Annotated in this window: 16 protein-coding genes; 10 read left to right on the top strand and 6 right to left on the bottom strand. The window is 47.6% G+C overall.

The window, feature by feature from the left end:
• Positions 1-539 precede the first annotated feature (539 nt).
• Together hydE and zwf are read left to right on the top strand one after the other, a co-directional pair.
• Positions 540-1,625 (top strand): [FeFe] hydrogenase H-cluster radical SAM maturase HydE, encoded by a 1,086-nt coding sequence (hydE, locus tag LX69_RS14045; RefSeq protein ID WP_111446680.1) that lies wholly within the window; start codon positions 540-542, stop codon positions 1,623-1,625.
• A gap of 3 nt (positions 1,626-1,628) precedes the next feature.
• Positions 1,629-3,155, top strand: a complete 1,527-nt coding sequence (gene zwf, locus LX69_RS14040; RefSeq protein ID WP_111446679.1) for a glucose-6-phosphate dehydrogenase — start codon at positions 1,629-1,631, stop codon at positions 3,153-3,155.
• Positions 3,156-3,410: 255 nt separating this feature from the next.
• Here zwf and LX69_RS14035 read toward each other — a convergent pair whose 3' ends face one another.
• The 3 genes from LX69_RS14035 to LX69_RS14025 form a co-directional block, all read right to left on the bottom strand.
• Positions 3,411-3,926 carry an SPOR domain-containing protein gene (locus LX69_RS14035; protein ID WP_111446683.1) on the bottom strand — a complete coding sequence of 172 codons (516 nt, stop codon included), beginning with the start codon at positions 3,924-3,926 and terminating at the stop codon, positions 3,411-3,413.
• Between the two features lie 947 nt (positions 3,927-4,873).
• Positions 4,874-5,734: a sigma-70 family RNA polymerase sigma factor gene (locus LX69_RS14030; RefSeq protein ID WP_111446678.1), complete on the bottom strand. Its 861-nt coding sequence runs from the start codon at positions 5,732-5,734 to the stop codon at positions 4,874-4,876.
• An 82-nt stretch (positions 5,735-5,816) separates the two neighbouring features.
• Complete coding sequence (locus LX69_RS14025; protein ID WP_111446677.1) at positions 5,817-7,283, bottom strand: Do family serine endopeptidase; 1,467 nt, start codon at positions 7,281-7,283, stop codon at positions 5,817-5,819.
• Positions 7,284-7,747: 464 nt separating this feature from the next.
• Between LX69_RS14025 and dapF the strand changes: the two genes are divergently transcribed.
• Positions 7,748-8,533, top strand: coding sequence for a diaminopimelate epimerase (gene dapF, locus LX69_RS14020; RefSeq protein ID WP_111446676.1), 786 nt, complete (start codon positions 7,748-7,750; stop codon positions 8,531-8,533).
• A 229-nt stretch (positions 8,534-8,762) separates the two neighbouring features.
• Here the strand turns inward: dapF and LX69_RS14015 are convergent, their stop codons facing one another.
• From LX69_RS14015 to LX69_RS14005, 3 genes are all read right to left on the bottom strand, one after another.
• Positions 8,763-10,571, bottom strand: a complete 1,809-nt coding sequence (locus LX69_RS14015; protein ID WP_111446675.1) for an SLC13 family permease — start codon at positions 10,569-10,571, stop codon at positions 8,763-8,765.
• 132 nt (positions 10,572-10,703) lie between these two features.
• On the bottom strand, positions 10,704-11,225 hold the full coding sequence (locus LX69_RS14010; protein WP_111446674.1) for a UpxY family transcription antiterminator: 522 nt from the start codon (positions 11,223-11,225) through the stop codon (positions 10,704-10,706).
• A gap of 211 nt (positions 11,226-11,436) precedes the next feature.
• Positions 11,437-12,636, bottom strand: a complete 1,200-nt coding sequence (locus LX69_RS14005) for an FprA family A-type flavoprotein (RefSeq protein ID WP_111446673.1) — start codon at positions 12,634-12,636, stop codon at positions 11,437-11,439.
• Between the two features lie 228 nt (positions 12,637-12,864).
• Here LX69_RS14005 and LX69_RS14000 point away from each other — a divergent pair, with 228 nt between their 5' ends.
• The 7 genes from LX69_RS14000 to LX69_RS13970 all read left to right on the top strand — a co-directional run bounded on the left by LX69_RS14000 (position 12,865) and on the right by LX69_RS13970 (position 21,989).
• Entirely contained in the window at positions 12,865-13,779 is a 915-nt protein-coding gene (locus tag LX69_RS14000; RefSeq protein ID WP_111446672.1) for a hypothetical protein, read from the top strand.
• A gap of 353 nt (positions 13,780-14,132) precedes the next feature.
• Positions 14,133-15,464, top strand: coding sequence for a carboxypeptidase regulatory-like domain-containing protein (locus LX69_RS13995; RefSeq protein WP_111446671.1), 1,332 nt, complete (start codon positions 14,133-14,135; stop codon positions 15,462-15,464).
• Positions 15,465-15,596: 132 nt separating this feature from the next.
• Complete coding sequence (locus tag LX69_RS13990; protein ID WP_111446670.1) at positions 15,597-15,995, top strand: (2Fe-2S) ferredoxin domain-containing protein; 399 nt, start codon at positions 15,597-15,599, stop codon at positions 15,993-15,995.
• A 203-nt stretch (positions 15,996-16,198) separates the two neighbouring features.
• Positions 16,199-17,992, top strand: coding sequence for an NADH-ubiquinone oxidoreductase-F iron-sulfur binding region domain-containing protein (locus tag LX69_RS13985; RefSeq protein ID WP_111446669.1), 1,794 nt, complete (start codon positions 16,199-16,201; stop codon positions 17,990-17,992).
• Positions 17,993-18,350: 358 nt separating this feature from the next.
• Entirely contained in the window at positions 18,351-20,120 is a 1,770-nt protein-coding gene (locus LX69_RS13980; protein ID WP_111446668.1) for an NADH-dependent [FeFe] hydrogenase, group A6, read from the top strand.
• Between the two features lie 583 nt (positions 20,121-20,703).
• Positions 20,704-21,195: an NADH-quinone oxidoreductase subunit NuoE family protein gene (locus LX69_RS13975; protein ID WP_111446667.1), complete on the top strand. Its 492-nt coding sequence runs from the start codon at positions 20,704-20,706 to the stop codon at positions 21,193-21,195.
• A gap of 269 nt (positions 21,196-21,464) precedes the next feature.
• On the top strand, positions 21,465-21,989 hold the full coding sequence (locus LX69_RS13970; protein ID WP_111446666.1) for a nitroreductase family protein: 525 nt from the start codon (positions 21,465-21,467) through the stop codon (positions 21,987-21,989).
• Positions 21,990-22,273: the final 284 nt, after the last annotated feature.

The following is a 22,273-nucleotide window of genomic DNA, read 5'->3' as shown; positions in this document are numbered from 1 at the left end:
CTGATATGGCACTTAAAAAGCTCATATATCTTGTAATACGAGAGATCAACCGTTCGCCAAAAGGGAAAGTCCCCCATTGGGGTTTAATATATGGGCAATTAAGCATTAAATTTGGGGACCGGATAAAACACCATTGAGAGAACAAACGCCTGCGAAGAAAGGATATTTTCTTTTAGGATGGCAAGGGTATACAAGTGGCTCCGTGCCTCCGCCACCCTTGCCATCCTAACGAAAATATCCTATGGGGCAGGTGTTAATCCTCTCAAAGGAAAAAAAATGACAGACACAGTTTGATGAACACTACCTTACACTGAGGTTTCTTCTCTCACTGCCTCTCATCTTACCTCACTGCAACTCAGTGTCAGTTCTTAGTTCATTACGCTGAGGAAGATGAGGTTTTGCTGAGTTCCGCTACGGTTTTCTTCTCCTCACTGGCACTCATCTTCACTCACTGCAACTCAGTGTCAGTTCCTATAATTTCGTCTCACGTTTGTTTTCCGTGGCGAATGTCTCTTATATTTGTGTAAAACCCATTACTGTTGAAACCATTTCATCAATTGATCACGCAAAGTCGTTTCGATCGCCACGAGTTGGCACGAATGATTGCCGCTCAGGGCGACGATCATCGCTTGTTGTTGGAGCAATCGGCGCGCGTCACCCTTCAAACCATTGGCGACTCGGTGTGGCTGCGCGGGCTCATCGAGTTCTCCAACATCTGCATCAAAAACTGCTACTACTGTGGCATCCGCCGCGACAACCGCCTCACCTCCCGCTACGAACTCGACGATGATGCCATTGTGCAGGCTGCCCTGTTTGCCCGCGACAAGGGCTATGGCTCTATCGTGTTGCAGGCCGGCGAACGCAACGATGCGGCTTTTGTTGACAGAATTGGCCGTCTGTTGTGCCAAATTCATGAAAAAACACATGGCGAATTGGGAATTACCCTCTCTTTGGGTGAACAAGATGCCCAAACTTATCGTTATTGGAAACAGTGTGGCGCTCATCGCTACCTGTTGCGCTTCGAAACCTCGTGCGAGCAGCTCTATTATCAGATGCATCCGCACGACCATCGGCACGATTATCAAACCCGCCTGCAATGCCTGCAAGCCCTGAAATCGTGCGGTTATCAGGTCGGAACCGGGGTGATGATTGGTCTGCCCGGGCAAAGTTTTCATCATCTGGCCGACGACCTGTTGATGATGCAACAACTCGACATCGACATGGTAGGCATGGGGCCTTATCTGGAACATCAGCAAACGCCCTTGTACCAGCGTCGCCATGAGCTGTGGCCCGTGCAACGTCGCTTTCAGGTGGCGCTCAACATGATTGCTGCCCTGCGGTTGTTGATGCCCGACATCAACATTGCCGCATCCACAGCGTTGCAGGCCATCGACCCCATGGGACGCGAAAAAGCCTTGCGCATCGGGGCCAATGTGTTAATGCCCAATATCACCCCTTCGGTGAACCGGCGCAATTATCAGTTGTACGATAATAAGCCTTGTGTGGACGAAGGTGCCGACGATTGCAGCAGTTGCATCCGCTTGCGGGTTGAGATGGTCGGGCGAAAGCTGGCATTGGGCGAGTGGGGCGACTCGCAGCACTTTTTTAATCGTAATAAACAATGATTTATGAAGTCAGAAAAACATATACTGGTCATTTTTGGTGCCTCCGGCGATTTGGCCTGGCGTAAGCTGGTGCCGGCGCTGTTCGATTTGTACGTGCAGAAATTGTTGCCCGCTCAGTTTGCCGTTTTGGGCGTGGGGCGTTCTGCGCTCTCTAACGACGAGTTTCGTCAAAAAATGGCCATCGGCGTGGAGCAGTTTGCCTCCTTTAAGCACAAACCCCGCGAAACGGTGGACGAATTTGTGAAGTACCTCAATTATTATGCTTTCGATACCATGAATGGCGCCGAATATGCTGGGTTTAAACAGGCCATCACGCTATTGGATGCTCAGGTCGGCACCGGGGGCAACTATATTTATTATTTGGCCACGCCGCCCAGCATGTACAGCATCATCCCTAAGTTTTTAAATGAACAGGGGTTGCACGATGAAACCCACGGCTTCAAACGCCTCATTGTCGAAAAACCCTTTGGATACGATTTGGCCACGGCCAAAAAACTCAATGCGGCTCTGTTGGGGCAATTCGAGGAGGAGCAGATTTATCGCATCGATCACTATTTGGGTAAGGAGACGGTGCAAAACTTGTTGGTGACCCGTTTTTCGAACACCATCTTCGAACCTCTGTGGAACCGTAATTACATCCATCATGTCGAAATCACTTCCAGCGAGGACATCGGCGTGGGCAACCGGGGTGGCTATTACGACGGCTCGGGCGCGTTGCGCGACATGGTGCAAAACCATTTGTTGCTGCTCGTGGGTTTGGTGGGCATGGAGCCCCCGGCGGTGATGGGTTCCACCAGTTTGCGTAACGAAATTGTGAAGGTCTTTCAGTCGTTTCGTCCCATCCGGCAAGAGGAGGTCGAAAAATATGTCATTCGCGGTCAATACACCCCGTCGGTGATTCGCGGCAAGCAACAAAAAGGATATCGCCAGGAGAACGGCGTGGCGTCCGAGTCGCGCACCGAGACTTACGTGGCCATGAAATTCTTTATCGATAACTGGCGATGGGCGGGCGTGCCCTTTTACATCCGCACCGGCAAGATGCTGCCCACGCGGGTGACCGAAATTGTCATTCACTTCAAACCCACGCCTCACCACCTGTTTGCCGGAAATGCCACCGTGGCCGGTTCGCACAACAAGCTGGTCATTCGCATTCAGCCCGACGAGGGGTTGTTGTTCAAATTTGGCATGAAGGAACCCGGTGGCGGATTTAAGGTGCAGGAGGTGAACATGAACTTTCATTATACCGAGCTGCGCGACACTTATTTGCCCAGTGCTTATGAACGGTTGTTGCTCGATTGCATGTTGGGCGACAGCACTCTTTATCATCGCGGAGACGCAGTGGAAGCTGCCTGGGCCTTTGTCGATCCCATTTTAAAAGCCTGGAAGGAGAACCCTGAGATTCCTGTTCATGGTTATCCCGCCGGCACCTGGGGCCCCGATGTGGCCGATAACCTCTTTGATGAGCCTGGTTTTTCCTGGCGTTATCCTTGCCGCAACCTGGTTGACGATGGCAACTACTGCGAGTTGTAGGCTGCTTAAGACACATTTAAGAGAAGAAGACGTGAAACGATGAGATCAGGAAAGATAATTCGATCTGTCTTCCTCGTCTTCTGAGTCTAATCTATCTGTCTGCCGTCTAAATGTCTTTTTGTCTTTTATCAGATTGTCCCAATTTTAACGACATTATTTTATGACCTCAAATCCCTTGTTGAGATGGGAGGCTATTAAAAAAGCGATTGCTCAAGAGGGCAATCGCTTTTTTTGATGTGATGAACCGGATGGGGGTTATTGTTTTTTCAACAACCACACATCCGCGTACTGTGGGTATTGCCCCCTGATGTCGGCAATTTTGGCACGCACGGCATCTTCCTGGTTGCTCCCTGATACCGAGATGCGGTACAGTCCGTTTTCGTTTTCAAGAATCACGGGTTGGAAGCCTTCGCTTTTCAGTTGTTGTGTGAAGTTGCGTGCGTTGTCCAATATCCTAAAGGAACCGATGATGCAATAATAGTTATAGATGGCTTGGTCGGTGGTGGTGTTCTCAACCACTTTCACCTTTTCTTCGCGCACCACCACGGCTTTGGCCGGTTCTGCCGTTGGCGTTACCTTGGGGGTGGGAGTAGGAGTGCTGCTTGTTTTTGAGCTTGGAGTCGGGTTGCTTTTGGGTTTAGGACTGGTGCTGGTTGACTTGGCATAAGGCGACTGGCTGTCCGAAAAACTCGAGCTGCCTTTGCGGGTCAGAGAGGCACACGAAGCCATCATGATGGCTGTAAACAGTAAGGCAACGGGAACGATTCTCATTGTTGTGATTTTATATGGGTTGATTTTCAGTTTTTTGTAATCAAAGTGCAAGATGTGTTTGCGCACATTTGCCGCGTCACAAAACTAATGGTTTCGGCCGAATCGGCAATGTTTGTCCGGTGATTTGAGCTGTTGGCAGTTCTATTTCAATACAGATTGTGAACTGCATTCATCTCCCTTCGTCATTCATAAAACTCGGAGTCACTCCGTGTCATATAACGTTATATCACTGATTTTCACTGAGGAGACTCGGAGTTTCTCTTAGGTTTCTTCCCCTCACTGGCACTCATCCTCACTCACTGCAACTCAGTGTCAGTTCCTAAGAGGTTGCACTGAGAAAGATGAGCTCTCCCGCTGAGTTACACTACGGTTTTCTTCTCCTCACTGGCACTCATCCTCACTCACTGCAACTCAGTGTCAGTTCCTAAGAGGTTGCACTGAGAAAGATGAGCTCTCCCGCTGAGTTACACTACGGTTTTCTTCCCCTCACTGGCACTCATCCTCACTCACTGCAACTCAGTGTCAGTTCCTATCATCTTAGCCATTGAGCCTCTTACTTTGCAATGCAAAAAAGCGGCTCTATGTCGAATCCTGTGGGTAAATAAAATATGAAAGCACGAAATCAACACAAGGTAACTAAGCCGCCTTCGGAAAATGGCGTTAAAAAAATCATAGGCCTGAGCGTTAAAAAATATGCGCTGTTTGAGCTTGCGAGTTCGCAGATTTTAGCGAGGGCCTATGATTTTTAGCCATTTTACGTCAGCGGCGGCCTTTTTTGCTTACTTTTTGGGGCTGTAGCCAAAAAGTAAGAGCCCGCCCGGCTAGAGGGCACGAAATATTGGCCTGAGAGAATTGATACTTATGATTACCCACACAAATCAGAACAGAGCCAAAAAAAGCCGACTGACGTGCGTCATATCGGCTTTTTTTGTGTCATTGAAGCGGGATTAACCCAGGTATGTTTTCAGTAATTTGCTTCGTGAAGTGTGTCGCAGTCGTCGGATGGCTTTTTCTTTGATTTGGCGAACCCGTTCGCGGGTCAAACCAAAGCGTTCCCCAATTTCTTCAAGTGTCATTTCCTGACACCCGATACCGAAGAACAGTTTCACGATGTCGCTTTCGCGCTCGGTGAGCGTGGCCAGCGAGCGTTCAATTTCTCTCGACAACGACTCGTTGATGAGCATCCGGTCGGCGTTGGGCGAATCGCTGTTCACCAGCACGTCCAGCAGGCTGTTGTCCTCACCTTCCACAAAGGGCGCATCCACCGAGATGTGACGTCCCGATACGCGAAGGGTATCAGCCACTTTGTCAGCCGGTAGTTCCAGCTGTTCGGCCAATTCTTCGTGCGAGGGACGACGCTCGTTCTCCTGTTCAAACTTTGAATAGGCCTTGTTGATTTTATTCAACGACCCTACCTGATTGAGCGGCAAACGTACAATACGCGATTGTTCGGCCAATGCCTGAAGGATTGACTGACGAATCCACCATACCGCGTAGGAGATGAATTTGAAACCGCGTGTCTCGTCAAACTTTTCTGCGGCTTTTATCAACCCCAGGTTACCTTCGTTTATCAAGTCGGGCAGACTTAATCCTTGGTTTTGATATTGTTTGGCCACCGAAACCACAAAGCGGAGGTTGGCTCGCGTGAGCTTCTCCAGCGCGGCCTGGTCGCCTTTTTTGATCCGCTGGGCCAACTCTACTTCTTCTTCTACCGAGATCAGCTCTTCACGGCCAATCTCCTGCAAATACTTGTCGAGCGAAGCGCTTTCGCGGTTCGTAATTGATTTTGTTATCTTTAGCTGCCTCATAAACCTTTACGCAAAATATGGCGCAAAATTACTATTTATTAATGGTATAAACAACCCCTAAAATGTTTCAGGGTCGAGTTTTTTAGTTCGACAGGTTGATGGCGTAATATTCCACCCGTCCGTTAGGATACACTCCCGTGATGAATAGTCCGTCGTTGGCCGAAGCCACCACACGTCGAAAATCCTCTACGCTGTTGATGAGCACTCTGTTGGCCTGTGTGATGATCATCCCCTCGCGGATGCCGCTGCTCTTGAGCTTGCCATTGTCGAGTGACTCGATGCGGATGCCCGATCGTATTTGCATGGACTGTTTTTCGTTGCTGGTGAGCTCTTTTAAGCGTGCCCCCAAAATCATGTTCACATCTTCCTGCTTGATGAGCGATGTGGATCCGTCACTATTACGGAGGGTTACGGTGAATTGTTTCTCTTTCCCCGAACGTTTCACTTTAATGGTCACTTTGTCGCCAGGGCGATGACGGCTAATTTTTTCTTGCAGTTCCGGCACGCTGTTCACTTTTTCGTTGTTCACGCTCAAAATGATGTCGCCTTCCTCAATGTCCGCTTCCTTGGCTGCACTGTTGATGTTGACGCCGGCGACATATACGCCTTCTATTTTATCGATTCCTTTTTCTTCGGCCAGCGCTCGGTCAATGTCGCGGATGCTCACGCCCAACAATGCTCTTTGTACCACCCCGAATTCTTTCAAGTCGTTCACTACCTTGGCTGCAATGCTAATGGGAACGGCAAAGGAGTAACCCGAATAAGAACCTGTTTGTGAGGCAATGGCCGTGTTAATGCCCACCAGCTCGCCCCGTGTGTTCACCAAAGCGCCACCACTGTTGCCGGGGTTCACGGCTGCATCGGTCTGTATAAAGGCTTCAATGCCCAACGATTGATTCTGATTGGCAATGATATTGATGCTGCGCGATTTGGCACTCACGATACCGGCTGTTACTGTGGAGGTGAGGTTAAAAGGGTTGCCCACGGCAATCACCCACTCGCCCACTTTCAGGGCGTCCGAATCACCATAATTCAGAAATTGCAGGTCTTTGGCATCGACTTTCAACAGGGCAATATCCGTTGTGGGGTCTTTACCCACCAGTTTGGCATCAAACGATCGGCGGTCGTTAAGCACCACTTCCATTTCATCGGCACCGTCAATCACGTGGTTGTTGGTGATAATGTAACCGTCGGCACTGATGATCACTCCCGATCCGAATCCCACTCGTGGTTGTTCCTGTTGGGGTGTCATGCCACGGCGAGGGCCAAAGAAAAAATCATAAAATGGGTCGCCCGACGAGTATTCCTGCGTGGTGGCTTTGGCTTTGACCTTCACGTGCACCACCGCGTTCACCGACCGTTCGGCTGCAATGGTCAGGTCGGGATAACCTCCGCTGGCTTGATCCATCGAAGCATACCGCGCTACTGCCGGTTGTTCGCTAATGATAATCTGCTTTTGCGGCCCCACAATTTTCGAATATGTATAAACGCCGACTACTGCTCCCAGAAGGGCAATCGCAAATGTGAATAATGTTTTTTTGGTCATCATGGCTCACTATTTTTTTGTTGATACATTTTGTGTCTCATAAACGCATAAAAACATCAAAATATATACCGATTGATGGCATTTTGTTCTGTATTAACTTTTTTTAAAACAGGAAACAGTAATTTTGAAACCTCAAGCATGCCTTTGCTTATCTAAACAACTTAAACATGAAATGTTTCAATCTACACGCATATTATTTCATAAACCATTCGTTTATAGCTCTTTTTGTGTATCAATTGCGTTGTGTCATTCTTTTCATCTCAACACTCTATATGCCAATGATTCAAAACGCAGTTGCTCCTAAATCAGCAACATACGCCTCTCCTTTTCTAAACTCCTAAACTTTTCCACTCCTAACCCCTCCACTTTTTAAACTCCTCCACTCCTAAACTCCTCCACTCCTAAACTCCTAAACCCTCCACTTTTTAAACTCCTCCACTTTTATAAACTTCAAAACATCTTCAACCATGCTTCACATCAATTTTTCAAAATATCAGGGTGCCGGAAATGACTTTGTCGTGATTGATAATCGCGACAAACATTTTGACAGTGCCAATGTTCAACTTGTCAGTTTTTTGTGCGACCGACGCTTTGGGGTGGGGGGCGATGGACTCATGTTGCTCGAAAATGACCCCGATGGGAGTGCTTTTTTGATGCGGTATTTCAACAGCGACGGCCGTGAAGCCAGTATGTGTGGAAACGGTGGTCGATGCATCATCGCTTTTGCGGTGCACCTGGGCATTGTGAACGTGGGTGAATTATTCGCTTTCAATGCAGTCGATGGCTTACACGAAGCTGTGTATCTTGACGAAAATCATGTGAGCTTAAAAATGATTGATGTCGATACCATTGAGCATGCCGACGATGCCTTTTTTATGAATACCGGTTCGCCCCATCACGTCGCCTTTGTTGATGATGTGGCCAAGGCCGATGTGGTTGGTGAGGGGCGTTCCATTCGGCACAGCAGCCGATATGCACCCGGAGGAACCAATGTGAATTTTGTACAACTGCTCAGCTCGGCTGCCATTCGCGTTCGCACCTTCGAGCGTGGGGTCGAGGATGAGACCCTCGCCTGTGGTACCGGTGTAGTGGCTTCTGCCATTGCCGCTTCTCTCAAATTGGGGGGTGGAAACGAGTTCGATGTTAAAGTCGAAGGCGGCGATATGAGAGTGACCTTTCAGCACGTCAACCACCGTTTCACCAACGTATGGCTTATTGGACCCGCCAAATTCGTTTTCAAGGGTGTGATTTAAAGTTATGGTTTAATGTCTACTATGGGATGTTTTATTGCATGACCCATTTACGTCTCACCCCCTCCTAAACTCCTCAACTTTTACACTCCTCCACTTCTCCACTCCTAAACTCCTCCACCCCTAAACTCCTAAACTTTTACACTCCTCCACTCCTCCACTCCTCCACCCCTAAACTCCTCCACTTCTCCACTTTTAAACTCCTCCACCCCTAAACTCCTCCACTCTCCACTCAAAACTCCCATATCAGCGGTATCAGCACCATCGACATTATAAATGCAATGACGTTGAGGATGAGCCCGATTTTTACAAAGTCCTTGAACTTGTAATTCCCAATGGATTGCACAATCAGGTTGGTTTGATAACCAATGGGGGTGGTAAAGCTGGCCGATGCCGCGATGCAAATGGCTACAAAAAACGGTTTGGGATCGACACCCATTTGATGAGCGGCCGACATGGCGATGGGGAATACCAATGCTGCTGCTGCGTTGTTGGTTATCACTTCGGTGAATAGGTTGGTCAGTAAATAGATGGTCATTAACACCACGATGGGGCCATGTTGCTTCGAAAAGTTAATGGCTGTGGTGGCAATCATGTCGGCTGCTCCCGAATTTTGCATGGCTTTACTGATGCCCAGCGATGCGGCAATGGTGATGAGCACATCCCAACTGATTACCTTGGTGTAACGTTGGTGTGGAACTATGTTCAGCCATACCATCAGGATGGCTGCCAGCGAAGCAAACCAGTACATGTTCATTTTGTTGGGCCCCACCGGCGGTAAAAAATCGCCGATGGTGGCGCCTGCGACCATCAATAGCACTATGCCGCCGGCAATCCATTTCTTTACCGGGTTTTTGCCGTTGTTCACATCGCCAAGGTACGAGGTGAGATAAAATATCTTCGATTCGCTCCAAGCCTTGATGAAATGCTCGGTGGTGAGCAGAATCAGGGTGTCGCCTTCTTTGAGCACAATATTGTCAAAGTCGTCCGTGATGTGCTCCCCGTTGCGGTTAATGGCCATGATGGCTGCCTGGTAATGCGAGTAAAAGTCGAATTGTCCGATGGTTTTACCTATGCCGGGAAAACGTGGCGCCAACACGGCTTCTACCTGTTTCAGCTTTTTATGTCGCATCTCAGGTGCCAGGTTGTCCAAGCCCTTGAGCTCCACGGCCGGATTTTGCATCAATTCATATATGGTTTCGGATGTGCCACGCAACAACAGTGAGTCGCCCGGATGTATCTCGTCAAAGCCATTCTCAACGTCCAGTTCCACGCCTTCGCGCACCAGACGCTCCACTTTCACCGAGCGTATTTCGCTCAGATACCCCTTGGCGATGGTCTGACCAATGAGTTTGCTCTTGTCGGGGATAATCACATCGTAAAAATACTCCTTAAACTGGTTTTTGGTCATGAACTTCGCACGTTTGCCAGGGAGCAATAGCCCCCCAAAGATGGCAATGTACAGCATCCCGACCACGGCAATGGGAACCCCCACCTTGCCCAGTTCAAACATGTTGAATCCCTCCAGCCCGTTGTCGAGCATCAATCCGTGAACCACCAGGTTGGTGGAGGTGCCAATCAGCGTGGTCATCCCACCCAAAATTGTGGCGTACGACAATGGGATGAGGAACTTGGACGCCGGCAATTGCAGGCGTTCTGACCAGTTTTTTATGATGGGCGCAAAGATGACCACCACCGGTGTGTTGTTTAGAAATGCCGATACCACCGACACCGGAACCATGATTTGTAGATATAACCAATGAATGGGTTTACGCTTTTTGGGCAACAGAACTCTTGCCAGATATTTGAGGGCGCCCGTGTGGCTGATGCCCTCGCTGACGATGAACAATACCGCCACGGTAATCATCCCGGTATTGGCAAAGCCGCTGAGCGATTCTTTGGTCGATACAATGCCCATAACCATCATTAGCGTGAGTGCCGAAAACATGATCATGCCCGGGCGTACCAGTTCTTTGGCCAGTGCCACTATCATAAGTATGATGATGCTGATGACGATAATCGCGTCTGTGGATAATGCCATGGTGTTGTGTGTGATGCCCGAAGATACCTCGATGGTGTCCGTATTTCGGTGGATGAATGCTTAATGTTGATAACTCTTTTATCTCCTGCCTGCCCTTACGACTCCTCTTTGGGTGGGGCGGGTAGGGGGGGCTTATTTTATCTTCTCAAATGTTGCGTTTTCGGTATCGATGACCAGGGTGAAACCAATGGGGCTGATTTCGATGCAAAACAGCGACTTTCCTCGTATTTCAGTGATCTCGCCTTCGTATCCCGTCAGTGGCCCCGAGGTGATGTGCACCCGTTCGCCCTTCCGAAGGGTCGCTTGTTCGATGGTGAAGGCCAGGTTATTCTCGATGGTGGCTCGCATGGCCGCGATTTGCTGTGCGGGAATCACGGCCGGCTTTCCTTTGTCATTTACAAAGGCGACCACCCCGGTGATGTCGTAGGCTTTTTTTAAGCCATCGGGAGGCAATTGTACAAAAATGTAAGAATTAATGGCCGGTACTTCCACCCATTTCTTTCGGTCGCTCCATTGCCTAAGTTCTTTTCGTAGTGGTAAATATGCGTGAATGCCCCGTTGCTCAAACTGGTCGTGCACTTTCTTCTCGGCCCGCGAGCGGGTATATAACGCGTACCAATTCTGGCTCGCTTCTTTTTCTCCTTCGTTTTTCATAGGTCAACAAAAATAGAACTTTTTGATACCCATGAAACTTTTTTCCCGGCTTTTATCTCTACCCTTTTGGTGGAAATAATGATGTTTCCCTTGGTTTGAAGTAATAAACCCCGGCCTTAGGGCTGGGGTTTACGCATGGGGTGTCGTTTTTTTTCGGTTATTGAAAACTGACAGGTGTGGTTTTGTAGATGCTTCTGCGTTTAAGGCTCCCTCACCCAAATATCTCATTCAATCGGTTAGCCATGGCACGTCCCAAGGCCAGGCAGGCCTCGTATTTTTCTGCCTTGAGACCTTGTTTCTCTTCCACTTGTGGCGCTACCAATTCCCATTTGAGCGATTCGCCGGCTTCGGCCAATTTTTTGGCTGCAGCTCCCGACCAGGTGAAGCTGCCGAATGCCCCGTACACATGGCTAGTCACACCCATGTGTTGCAGTTTCATCACCAAGGCTTCCATGTTGGGATGCAACTCGTTGCTATAAGTAGGACTGCCCAGTATCAACCCTTTGTATTTGAAGATGTCCGAGATGATGTACGAAGGATGTGTTTTCGACACATCAAACATGCGTACATGGCGGATCCCGCACACGGCCAGTTCTCGGGCAATGGCCTCGGCCATCTCCTCGGTGTTGCCGTACATCGAGGCATAGGCGATCACCACCCCTTTTTCGCCGTCGTAACGGCTCCATTGGTCATACATGGCAAGCATCTCGGCGATGCGCTCGCGATAAATGGGGCCATGCGATGGCGCGATGGTTTGTAGGTTGAGCGACCCCAGCTTGCTGAGCGCCTTTTGTACCGGGTTGCCGTATTTGCCCACGATGTTGGAGTAGTAACGTCGCATCTCGTCGCGGAAATGGTCGAAGTCTATTTCGTCGTCAAAGATGCCGCCATCCAGCGACCCAAAGCTCCCAAAGGCGTCCGACGAAAAGAGGGTGCCGGTGGTCTCTTCGTAACACACCATCGACTCGGGCCAGTGCACCATAGGGACGGTGTAGAACGTCAACCGGTGCTGCCCGGTGCTCAGACTTTCCCCTTCGTTCACTTCCTGCAGCTTATCGCTGATGCCGTAAAAACCGTCAATCATCGGCAGGGTTTTTTTGTTGCCCACAATTACCAGGTTGGGGTATATCTCGCGCAACAGGTGGATGGCACCCGAGTGATCAGGCTCCATGTGGTTCACCACCAAATAGTCAATGGGGCGCGTGCCGATGAGGGCGCGTACCCGTGCCAGCCATTTGTCGGTATGGCCTACCTCCACAGTGTCGATGAGCGTGATTTTCTCGTCCACAATCAGGTACGAGTTGTACGACACCCCGCGATGCAGAGGCCACATGTTTTCAAACAATGCCGTGCGGCGATCGTTCACGCCCACGTAGTAAATGTTGTCCGAGAGTGGTATCGGTTTGTGCATATGATAATGTTTGATGTTATTTCAGTATTGGGCTGCGCAAATATAATGCATTCTTCCTATTCATTGATTTATGGTGTTTGTTATTGGTGAAAAAAGACTTGAATGATGCTTTTGTGTAACTCTTTAGGGGGATGTGAAATGATATGATTGTGTTATTGCGTTTTTATTGTAGAATGTGGTATTTGCATATTGTGTGTTTTCCATGTTTCATTTTAAAAGTTAAATTTTATGAGAACTTTTTATCTGTTTGTAATTGTTTCTTGGTTTTTGTTTTCGGTTAGGATGTTTGCACAAGAATCTGATATCGAGGTTGTTTCGGTTTTGAAATCTGAAATCAGTATCCCTCAGTATTTGCAAACGTTGGTCATTAATGAAATTGATTGTGACACTCCCGGTGACGATAAGCTTGAGTTTGTCGAATTGTATGATGGTGGTGCTGGTAATACCCCTTTGGATAATGTTTGTGTTGTGTTTTACTTCGTGAATAGTATCAGTAAGAATGTTGAGTCTTGTTATTCAAAGATTTTAAAGGGCGGTAAAACGAATGCTGAAGGTTACTTTTTGTATGCCAATACTTCTGTTGAAGGATGTGGTATTTCATTTGGTCAAGCCGAATTGAGAAATGGTCCCAATGCTGTGGCCTTGTATTATTGGACGGAGTCTAAAGCTTATGAGAAAAATCTGCCCTTGTTGTTGGATGGACTGATCGATGCTGTCGTGTATGTGTCCGATCGTAAAAAACAGGCGCCTGATGACATGCTACAATTGTTGAATGTCGGACAATCTCAGGTGAATGAAGCATCTGAGGGGGCGAGTGATCGTTTTTCGTTGCAACGATTTCCCAATGGGGGCGGGGGTGTCAGGAATTCTTCTAGTTTTGTGGCAATGGTTCCAACTCCTGGTTTTGCAAATTCACTTAAAAGTGATGTTCAATTAAAGTCTTTTGAAGAAGAGATGTTTTATTCCGAGCAGCAAATCCATTATAACCTATCAGAGTACAAGCAATTGTCTGTCTGTAATTTGATGGGGCATGTTTTATGGCAGTCGATGATTATAGGAAAGGGAGTTTATGGTGTTTCTCATTTGCCCAAAGGATGGTATGTCGTTGTGGTTAATGGCAAGGTGTTCAAGTTTCTTCGTTAATTGTTCGCGGTTGAATTTTGTGATTTTAGGGGGTAGTGTATAGAATTATTAATATATAGAATGATGATTATGCAAATAATAGATAACTATTAGGTGTTAGTGCTGATTTTGTATGTTGGTTGATTTTTGATTGTGTAACTATCATAAAATATGAAGTATATCATTTAGGTTTGTGTCAGATTGATTTGAATATTATTGTGCAGATGTTAAAAATATGAAATTATTTTTTTATTTTTTATTTTATTCTTTGTGGTTTATGCGCGTTGTTGTTCTTTTGTTCCCTCAAAAGGGGATTGATTATTAATCCTGTGTTTTTTTTAAAAAAAAATTATTAATCTAATTGTTAAATTGTTATGAAGAAGAGCTTTTTGTTGATGAGCTTAGCTGCACTATTGTTTGTCGGTTGTGACAAAGAAGAAACCACTGTGGTAAAAGATTCCTCTGATTTTTCCATCGATGGTTATATTGTTGACGGTGATGGTAACATTCCCATGGAAGGGGTGATTGTGAAAGGAGCTTTTGGTGAAACCAAAACCGATACCAAGGGGTATTTTAAAGTGAGCGGATTGAATCATGGAACTTATTCTGTAATTTTTGAAAAGTCTGGTTTTGGCAAAATGATCCAGACGTTCAATTTGGAACCCAATACGGACACTCCCTTAGAGGTGAATTATACTGCCAGTACCATTGTGTCGATGTTTAAAATGGATGGCTCAATGGAGACAACGCTTTGGAAGGTCTTGAATAACAAACGTGTGGTTCTTGCCAATGTTCCTTATACCATTAACTTGTTGAGCCCCAATTCTGGTGTTACTTTTCTCTATAACAAGATTGAAGGTGTAACCGATGCCAATGGAAAAATCAGTGTAAACGATACTCTTCCCAATGCGATGGTGAATGTATCGGTTGAATATGCTGATGAAGCTGCCGGCAAGTTTTATTCTTTAGATATGGACGTTCTACCCAAAACCGTTTCAAAATCATTAGATGTGAATGTTCAGAGCTTAAGTGAAGTTCTCTATGTGATCGATTCAAACATTTTTGATGCTGATGGTTTGACCGTGAATAATTTTGAAGTGGGTGGTTCTTTAACTTTTAATTTCAATAAAAGCATCGATTCTAAGTCGACAGCAACGCTTTATAATTCCAGTGATAGCCGTGATGTGGCTGCTGTGGTTACGGTGTCTGGCAGCAAATTGACCATCGATCCTATTGGTGATTTGAATAAGAAAAAGCAATATCGTGTGAAGTTAGATGTTGTAAGTGGTGATGATGAAGTTACTAAAACCTATTATTTTACAACCGTAGGTGCTGTGGAATCGCTTGCTAAAGTTGAAGGTTTGACCTTAGAGAATGACTTCAAAGTATATGAAGATACAAAAACTGTTAATGTTGAATTCTCAATTGTTGATGGTGCATCTTATTATGAAGTGTTTGGTAAATATGGAACACAGACTGAGTTTTTGAAGTTTGATGTCGTTTCTCATACTACAAGTTCTACAGCAACGAAAGAAAAGGCGTCATTGTATTTGTATGATGAATTGCCCAACATGAATATTCCTTCAGGTAAAATGTTTGCTGAGGGTAATAAATATACCATTATCGTTCGTGCGGTTGCCAACAATGGTGATATTTTGGGTGAATTCTCTAATCCTTTGGTGATTGCTAAAAATGTGACCAATTGAGAATTGTTGATGTAATAATATGTAAAGGTGCCCTTGGGCACCTTTTTTTTTATCGTATTGGGGGCTAATTTTTAATGATTCTTTTAAGGAAATTTCATAAATTTTCAAGTGCAAAGTTTTTGATGAATCATTATGGCAAAAGTCAAAACCCTCGACGATTTGCGCCAACTGCGTGAATCGCTCAAATCGGATCTGCGTTTACGCGAGAAGGGGCTCGCTGCCCGCGACATGGTGCAAATTAAAGTGTCCATGGCCACCTGTGGCATTGCTGCAGGTGCTGCACAGGTCATGAGCCGCATCATCGAAGAACTCGATCGACGGGCTGTGGATGCCGTCGTCACCCAAACCGGCTGCATGGGCTATTGCTATGCCGAGCCAACCATCGAAGTCACCCTCCCCGGGCACGATCCCGTTGTCTTTGGCAACGTCAATAACAACAAAGCCCTCGAAATCATCGATCGCTACATCCTGAATGGCCAATTGGTCGACGGCATCATCCCCGCCACCTACCGGCATCCCGGCGAAGTGTGACATTGGATTGATCGTGTTTCGATGTTTTATGATATCATCATTCTAAACCCCTAAACTTCTCCACTCTTCCACTCCTAAACCCCTCAACTCTTAAACTCCTCCACTCCTAAACTTATCCACTCTTAAACTCCTCCACTCTTAAACTCCTCCACTCTTAAACTCTTCCACCCTCAACTTCTCCACCCCTAAACCCCCTCTTCCCCATGCCTCCCACCAACTATCACCTCCTGGTCTGTGCCGGTACCGGATGCCGGGCATCACAAAGCGAAGCCATCGTTCAAGCCTTGCACGAGGCGCTGGAACATCATGGTCTGTTGAGTCATGTGCAAGTGGTGCGAACCGGTTGTTTTGGCTTTTGCGAACAAGGCCCCGTGGTCAAGGTGATGCCCGACAATACGTTTTACGTGCAGGTGTCGCCCCTGGATGCCGAGGAACTGGTGGCCGAACACCTGGTGAAAGGCCGTCGTTTGCGCCGTTTGTTGTATGCCGATCCGTTGACCGGACATGCCATTGGTGATGCCTCAGATATGGCATTTTATAAAAAACAGATTCGGGTGGCCTTGCGCAACTGTGGTTTCATCAATCCCGAAAATATCAACGAGTACATTGCCCGCGATGGCTATGCTGCCCTGGCGCGGGTGCTGGGGGAACTCACTCCCGAAGATACCATCGCCATCATTAAAGAATCCGGACTGCGTGGTCGGGGAGGGGGTGGTTTTCCCACCGGACTCAAGTGGGAGTTGACTCGCAAAGCGGCCGGTACGCAAAAATTCGTAGTCTGTAACGCCGACGAGGGCGATCCCGGCGCATTTATGGATCGTTCAATTCTCGAGGGCGATCCGCATTCGGTCATCGAAGCCATGGCCATCAACGCCTATTGTACCGGCGCTTCTGCCGGTCTGGTTTACATACGTGCTGAATATCCGTTGGCCATTAAGCGTTTGCGGCATGCCTTGGAGCAGGCTCGCGAATACGGCTTGCTGGGTGAAAACATCCTGAATGCGGGCTTTAATTTCGACATCTCCATTCGTTATGGTGCCGGCGCTTTTGTCTGCGGCGAAGAAACGGCATTGATTCATTCCATGGAGGGGGGGAGGGGGGAGCCCACCGTGAAACCCCCATTCCCCAGTGAATCGGGGTATCAGGGAATGCCCACCAATGTGAATAACGTGGAGACTTATGCCAATATTCCCATCATCGTGCTCAAAGGTGCTCAATGGTTTAGAGGCATTGGCACTCCCTCAAGTCCCGGAACAAAAGTCTTTGCGTTGGCAGGGAAGGTCAATAATGTGGGGCTCATTGAGGTGCCCATGGGCATCACCCTCCGTGAAGTGATTTTTGACATTGGCGGGGGCATCAAGGATGGTAAAAAATTTAAAGCGGTGCAAACCGGTGGGCCTTCGGGCGGCTGCTTGACCGAGAAACACCTCGATGTGCCCATCGATTACGATAACCTGTTGGCTGCCGGGTCGATGATGGGATCTGGGGGTATGATTGTGATGGACGAAGACGATTGCATGGTGGCCGTGGCCAAGTTCTATCTCGAGTTTACCGTCGAGGAGTCGTGCGGTAAGTGCGCCCCCTGTCGCATCGGCAACAAACGCCTGCACGAGATGCTTGAGAAAATCACCAGCGGACATGGGGTGCCTGAGGATTTGAATCGGTTACGATCGTTGGCTCAGGTGATCAAAGACACATCGCTGTGCGGATTGGGACAGACTTCGCCCAATCCGGTGTTGTCGACTCTTGCTCATTTTGAACATGAATACCAGGCGCATGTCAATGAGGGCAGATGTCCGGCGCATCGGTGTAAGGACTTGGTGCACTACGTCATCGATGCCGAGAGCTGCATCGGGTGTACCCTATGTGCCCGTGCCTGTCCGGTCGATGCCATTGCTGGTGACAAAAAACAGCCTCACGTGATTGATGCGGAAAAGTGCATCCGTTGCGGAGCTTGTCTGGAAAAATGCAAATTCGGAGCCGTGTTGTTGACGTGAAGTCCATGCCCGAAAGGGCGACGTCGATGATGGGGCATCGGGTTCAATCATATCGGGTTTATTAATCAAACAGTGTCATTCATCAAAAAAATAATATGTCTTTGATCCATATTCTCTAATGCTGCACGCTTGCCACTTGATTCTTGATACTTGCATCAATGTCGTTTCGTTAAGAGGAAAAGACATAAGACGATGAGACAGATGATGTGATGAAAACAGATGTTTAGATGCGTTCTTTTCGTCTCTTCAGTCAAATCTATCTGTCTTTAGTCTAATCATCTTCTTGTCTCTTTTGTGAATCGCACTAAATTAACGACATTGATACTTGCTTCTTGCTACTAACAAACATCTAAAACCCATGAACGTCATTCAACTAACCATCGATGGTAAAAAAGTTGTGGTATCCGAAGGAACCACCTTGCTGGAGGCTGCCAAAAGCATTGGCGTGACCATTCCGTCGCTTTGTTACATGAAACTGGATGATTTGAATTTTGAGAATCGCCCTGGGAGTTGTCGCATCTGTGTGGTCGAGGTGGAGGGGCGTCGCAACCTGGCGCCGGCTTGTTGCACTCCTTGTGCCGATGGCATGGTGGTGCAGACTCATAACCTGCGGGTGATTCAGGCGCGTCGTACCGTCTTGGAGCTGATTTTGAGCAATCACCCTTTCGATTGCCTCATCTGTGCCAAGTCGGGCAAGTGCGATTTGCAGGCATTGGCTCAGCAGTTGGGAATAAGGCAGATTCATTATTCGGGCGAAAAATCTCATTATAAGTGTGATGCTTCGCCTGCTATTTTGCGCGACATGGACAAATGTATTTTGTGCCGTCGATGTGTCACGGCATGCAACGAAGTGCAGACCGTGGGGGTTTTATCGCCCGTCTATCGCGGTTTTCATTCGGTGGTGGCTCCGGCCTTCGAAATGGATTTGGATCATTCTAATTGTACTTATTGTGGTCAATGTGTGGCCGTTTGCCCTACCGGTGCTCTCACCGAGCAGGACAACACATGGATGGTGTTGGATGCGTTGGTGGCGCCCGGTAAAACCGTCGTTGTGCAAACGGCGCCTGCTGTGCGCGCTGCATTGGGTGAGGAGTTTGGGTTGCCCCCAGGAACGCTGGTGACCGGTAAAATGGTGGCTGCTCTGCGGCAGTTGGGGTTTAAATACGTCTTCGATACCGACTTTGCAGCCGATTTAACCATTATGGAAGAAGGTACCGAGTTGCTCGATCGTTTGAAAAGGCATCTGGAGGGCGACGCCACGGTAAAGCTACCCATCCTGACGTCGTGTTGCCCGGGCTGGGTGAAGTTTTTCGAACATCAGTTTCCTGAATTAATCGATATCCCGTCTACTGCCAAGTCGCCCCAGCAAATGTTTGGCGCGGTGGCCAAAAATTATTTTGCTAAACAATTGGGAATCGACCGGAAAGATTTGGTCGTGGTGTCGGTGATGCCTTGTCTGGCCAAGAAATATGAATGTTCGCGTCCTGAGTTCTCAACCGATGGCGATCCTGATGTGAACATCTCCATCTCGACACGTGAACTGGCTCAACTGATTCGTCATGCCAACATCGACTTTAACATGTTGGCCGATGAGGAATTTGATCACCCATTGGGTGAATCGACCGGCGCCGGGGTGATTTTTGGCACCACCGGTGGGGTTATTGAGGCTGCTGTGCGAACGGCTTATGAGGTGTTTACAGGCCAGCCATTGCCGCGTGTCGATTTTGATGTATTGAGAGGCATGGAGGGCATCCGCTGTGCCACCATCGATTTCGCCGGGACTCCCATTCACATTGGCATTGCTCACGGTCTTGGGCACGCCCGACGTTTGCTCGAAGAAATCAAGGCGGGTGTTTCATCTTATCATGCCATTGAAATCATGGCTTGCCCGGGGGGGTGCATCGGCGGTGGGGGACAGCCTTATCACCATGGGAACGTCGAGGTGTTGAAAAAACGTGCCGCTGCCCTCTATCGCGAAGATGCCAACAAGTGCATCCGTAAATCACATGAGAATCCGTATGTGATGGCCTTGTATCAACAGTTCTTGGGTAAACCTTGCGGGGAGTTGTCTCACCAATTGTTGCATACCCATTATTTCGACCGTAAAGGTTCGTCCTTGGTTGAATGAAATGTGTGATGTCCGATCCATCGGAACGTCGATGAGTCGAAAAATTAGCACAGTCAATGATGCTCCGCAGAAGTGCAAACGTGCATCTGTATCATCTTTTTACCATCTAAAAACTCGTAATTCGTGTGAATCGTCACAGTTGCTGTTATATAACTTTTTTGAGTTATCACTATTTTTATTTGAATACATTATGTTGCGAATAATTTTAAAGCTGGTCATTGGAACTAAATATAGATAACTCTGAGCCTCCGAGTCTCTGTGTTCAAACTAAACTACTATATAACTCTTTTGAGTTGTCTGCTTTGTTATTTAAACGCAATGCGTTAAAAATTAACTAAGCGCCTTTGCGCCTCAGCGTTTATTTTGACTCTGTGTGTATTGATAACCTTACGAAGCAAATAACTCATGAATTGATAATCAGTGAAGTATGTGTTCAAAAATCATCTTATAATCCTTCAGATGCTCAATTTTAACCAAATGAAATATCCATGACACACATAACCGCATGATAAAAATCCTCATCGTCTTGCGTCTTGATATTCATATCTTGATACTCTTTTAACAACTAGAAATCCAATCTGCTATGGCAATCGTAAAAATTCCGCAGCAAAAGCTTGAGGCTCTCACTCAAATTTGTCGTTCACACCATAATCAGGCCGGTGAGTTGATTAATGTGCTTCACGCCGCGCAACAATTATTTGGATATCTCCCCGCTGAAGTACAGGAAGTTATTGCCAATGAGTTGAATATCTCTCTGGCTAAGGTTTACGGGGTAGTCACCTTTTATTCGTTTTTCACCATGCTGCCCAAGGGCGAACATCCCATTTCGGTGTGCATGGGCACCGCCTGTTATGTGCGTGGTGCCGAAAAGGTGTTAGATGAATTCCGACGATTGCTCAAAATCAACATTGGCGAAACAACTCCCGATGGCCGTTTTTCGCTGAGTTGCCTTCGCTGCGTGGGGGCTTGCGGCTTGGCTCCCGTGGTGATGGTGGGCGATCGCGTTTTTGGTCGTGTCTCACCCGATAAGGTTCCCGACATCATTCATGAGTTTGCCCCGGAATATACTGTCTGACAAGGTGTGTCCTGTTGTGTGTCTGTTCTTAGTCGTTAACGCCGAGTTCCACTGAGATTTCTTCCCTCTCTCACCGGATCTCATCATCCCTCTCTGCAGCTACTATATATCTCTTTGAGTTATCTGCTTTATTATTTAAACGCATGGCGCAACAAAATAACTCAGCGCCTTCGCGCCTTTGCGTTTATTCTGACTCTGTGTCAGTTCTTCACATCTAATTCGCCGAAATCCCTTATTTTTGCACCATTATCGATAAATCATCACAGCACATGAACCAGTTGCAATTGATACAAAATCGCCGCAGTTGTCGTATTTTTACCGAACAGACTGTCGAAGAAACCAAAATAGAGACGCTATTAAAAGCTGCCCTTTGGTCGCCCACCTCCAAAAACAACCGTCCCTGGGAGTTCGTGGTCGTAGATGATAAAAATCTTATCTCCCAATTATCCCTCAGCAAGCCCCATGGTGCTGAATTTTTAAAGGGTGCCCCTCTGGCCATCGTGCTGGTTGCCGACCCTCAAAAAAGCGACGTATGGGTCGAGGATACCGCCATCGCGGCTACGCTCATCCAATTGACAGCCGAGGATATCGGCTTGGGTTCCTGCTGGATTCAGACACGTTTGCGCGACCATGCCGATGGAGGGGCGTCTTCCGATTTCGTGAAAAAACTTTTAAACCTCCCCGCTGACATGCAAGTGGCCTCCATCATCGCAATCGGCTACAAAGCAAAAGAGCGTAAACCCTATACCGATGACGTGCTCAATTGGGACAAGGTGCATCGTAACAAGTTCTGAACCGAGAACTTGTCTTCCGCTTCTTCACTCACTAATTAACCCCAGCCTTCAGGCTGGGGTTAATAAGATAATCGTTTCAAAAGGGCTTTAGCCCCCATGCATTAGTTTCAATCTCTTCTCTCGCACGATTCCACAACAAGGCTTAATATACCTCCATGCCCCGTGCCTCCGTGTTCATTGAACCCTTTCCGGAAAGCTCAGTATAATATCACTTACCTGATCCCATGCCCAATCCTGCAATTAACCCCAGCCTTCAGGCTGGGGTTAATAAGATAATCGTTTCA

This window comes from Breznakibacter xylanolyticus, assembly GCF_003254275.1.
Taxonomy (GTDB): Bacteria; Bacteroidota; Bacteroidia; order Bacteroidales; family Marinilabiliaceae; genus Breznakibacter; species Breznakibacter xylanolyticus.
The sequence above is the reverse complement of the archived record's forward strand: the minus strand, read 5'-3'. Positions and strand labels throughout refer to the sequence as shown.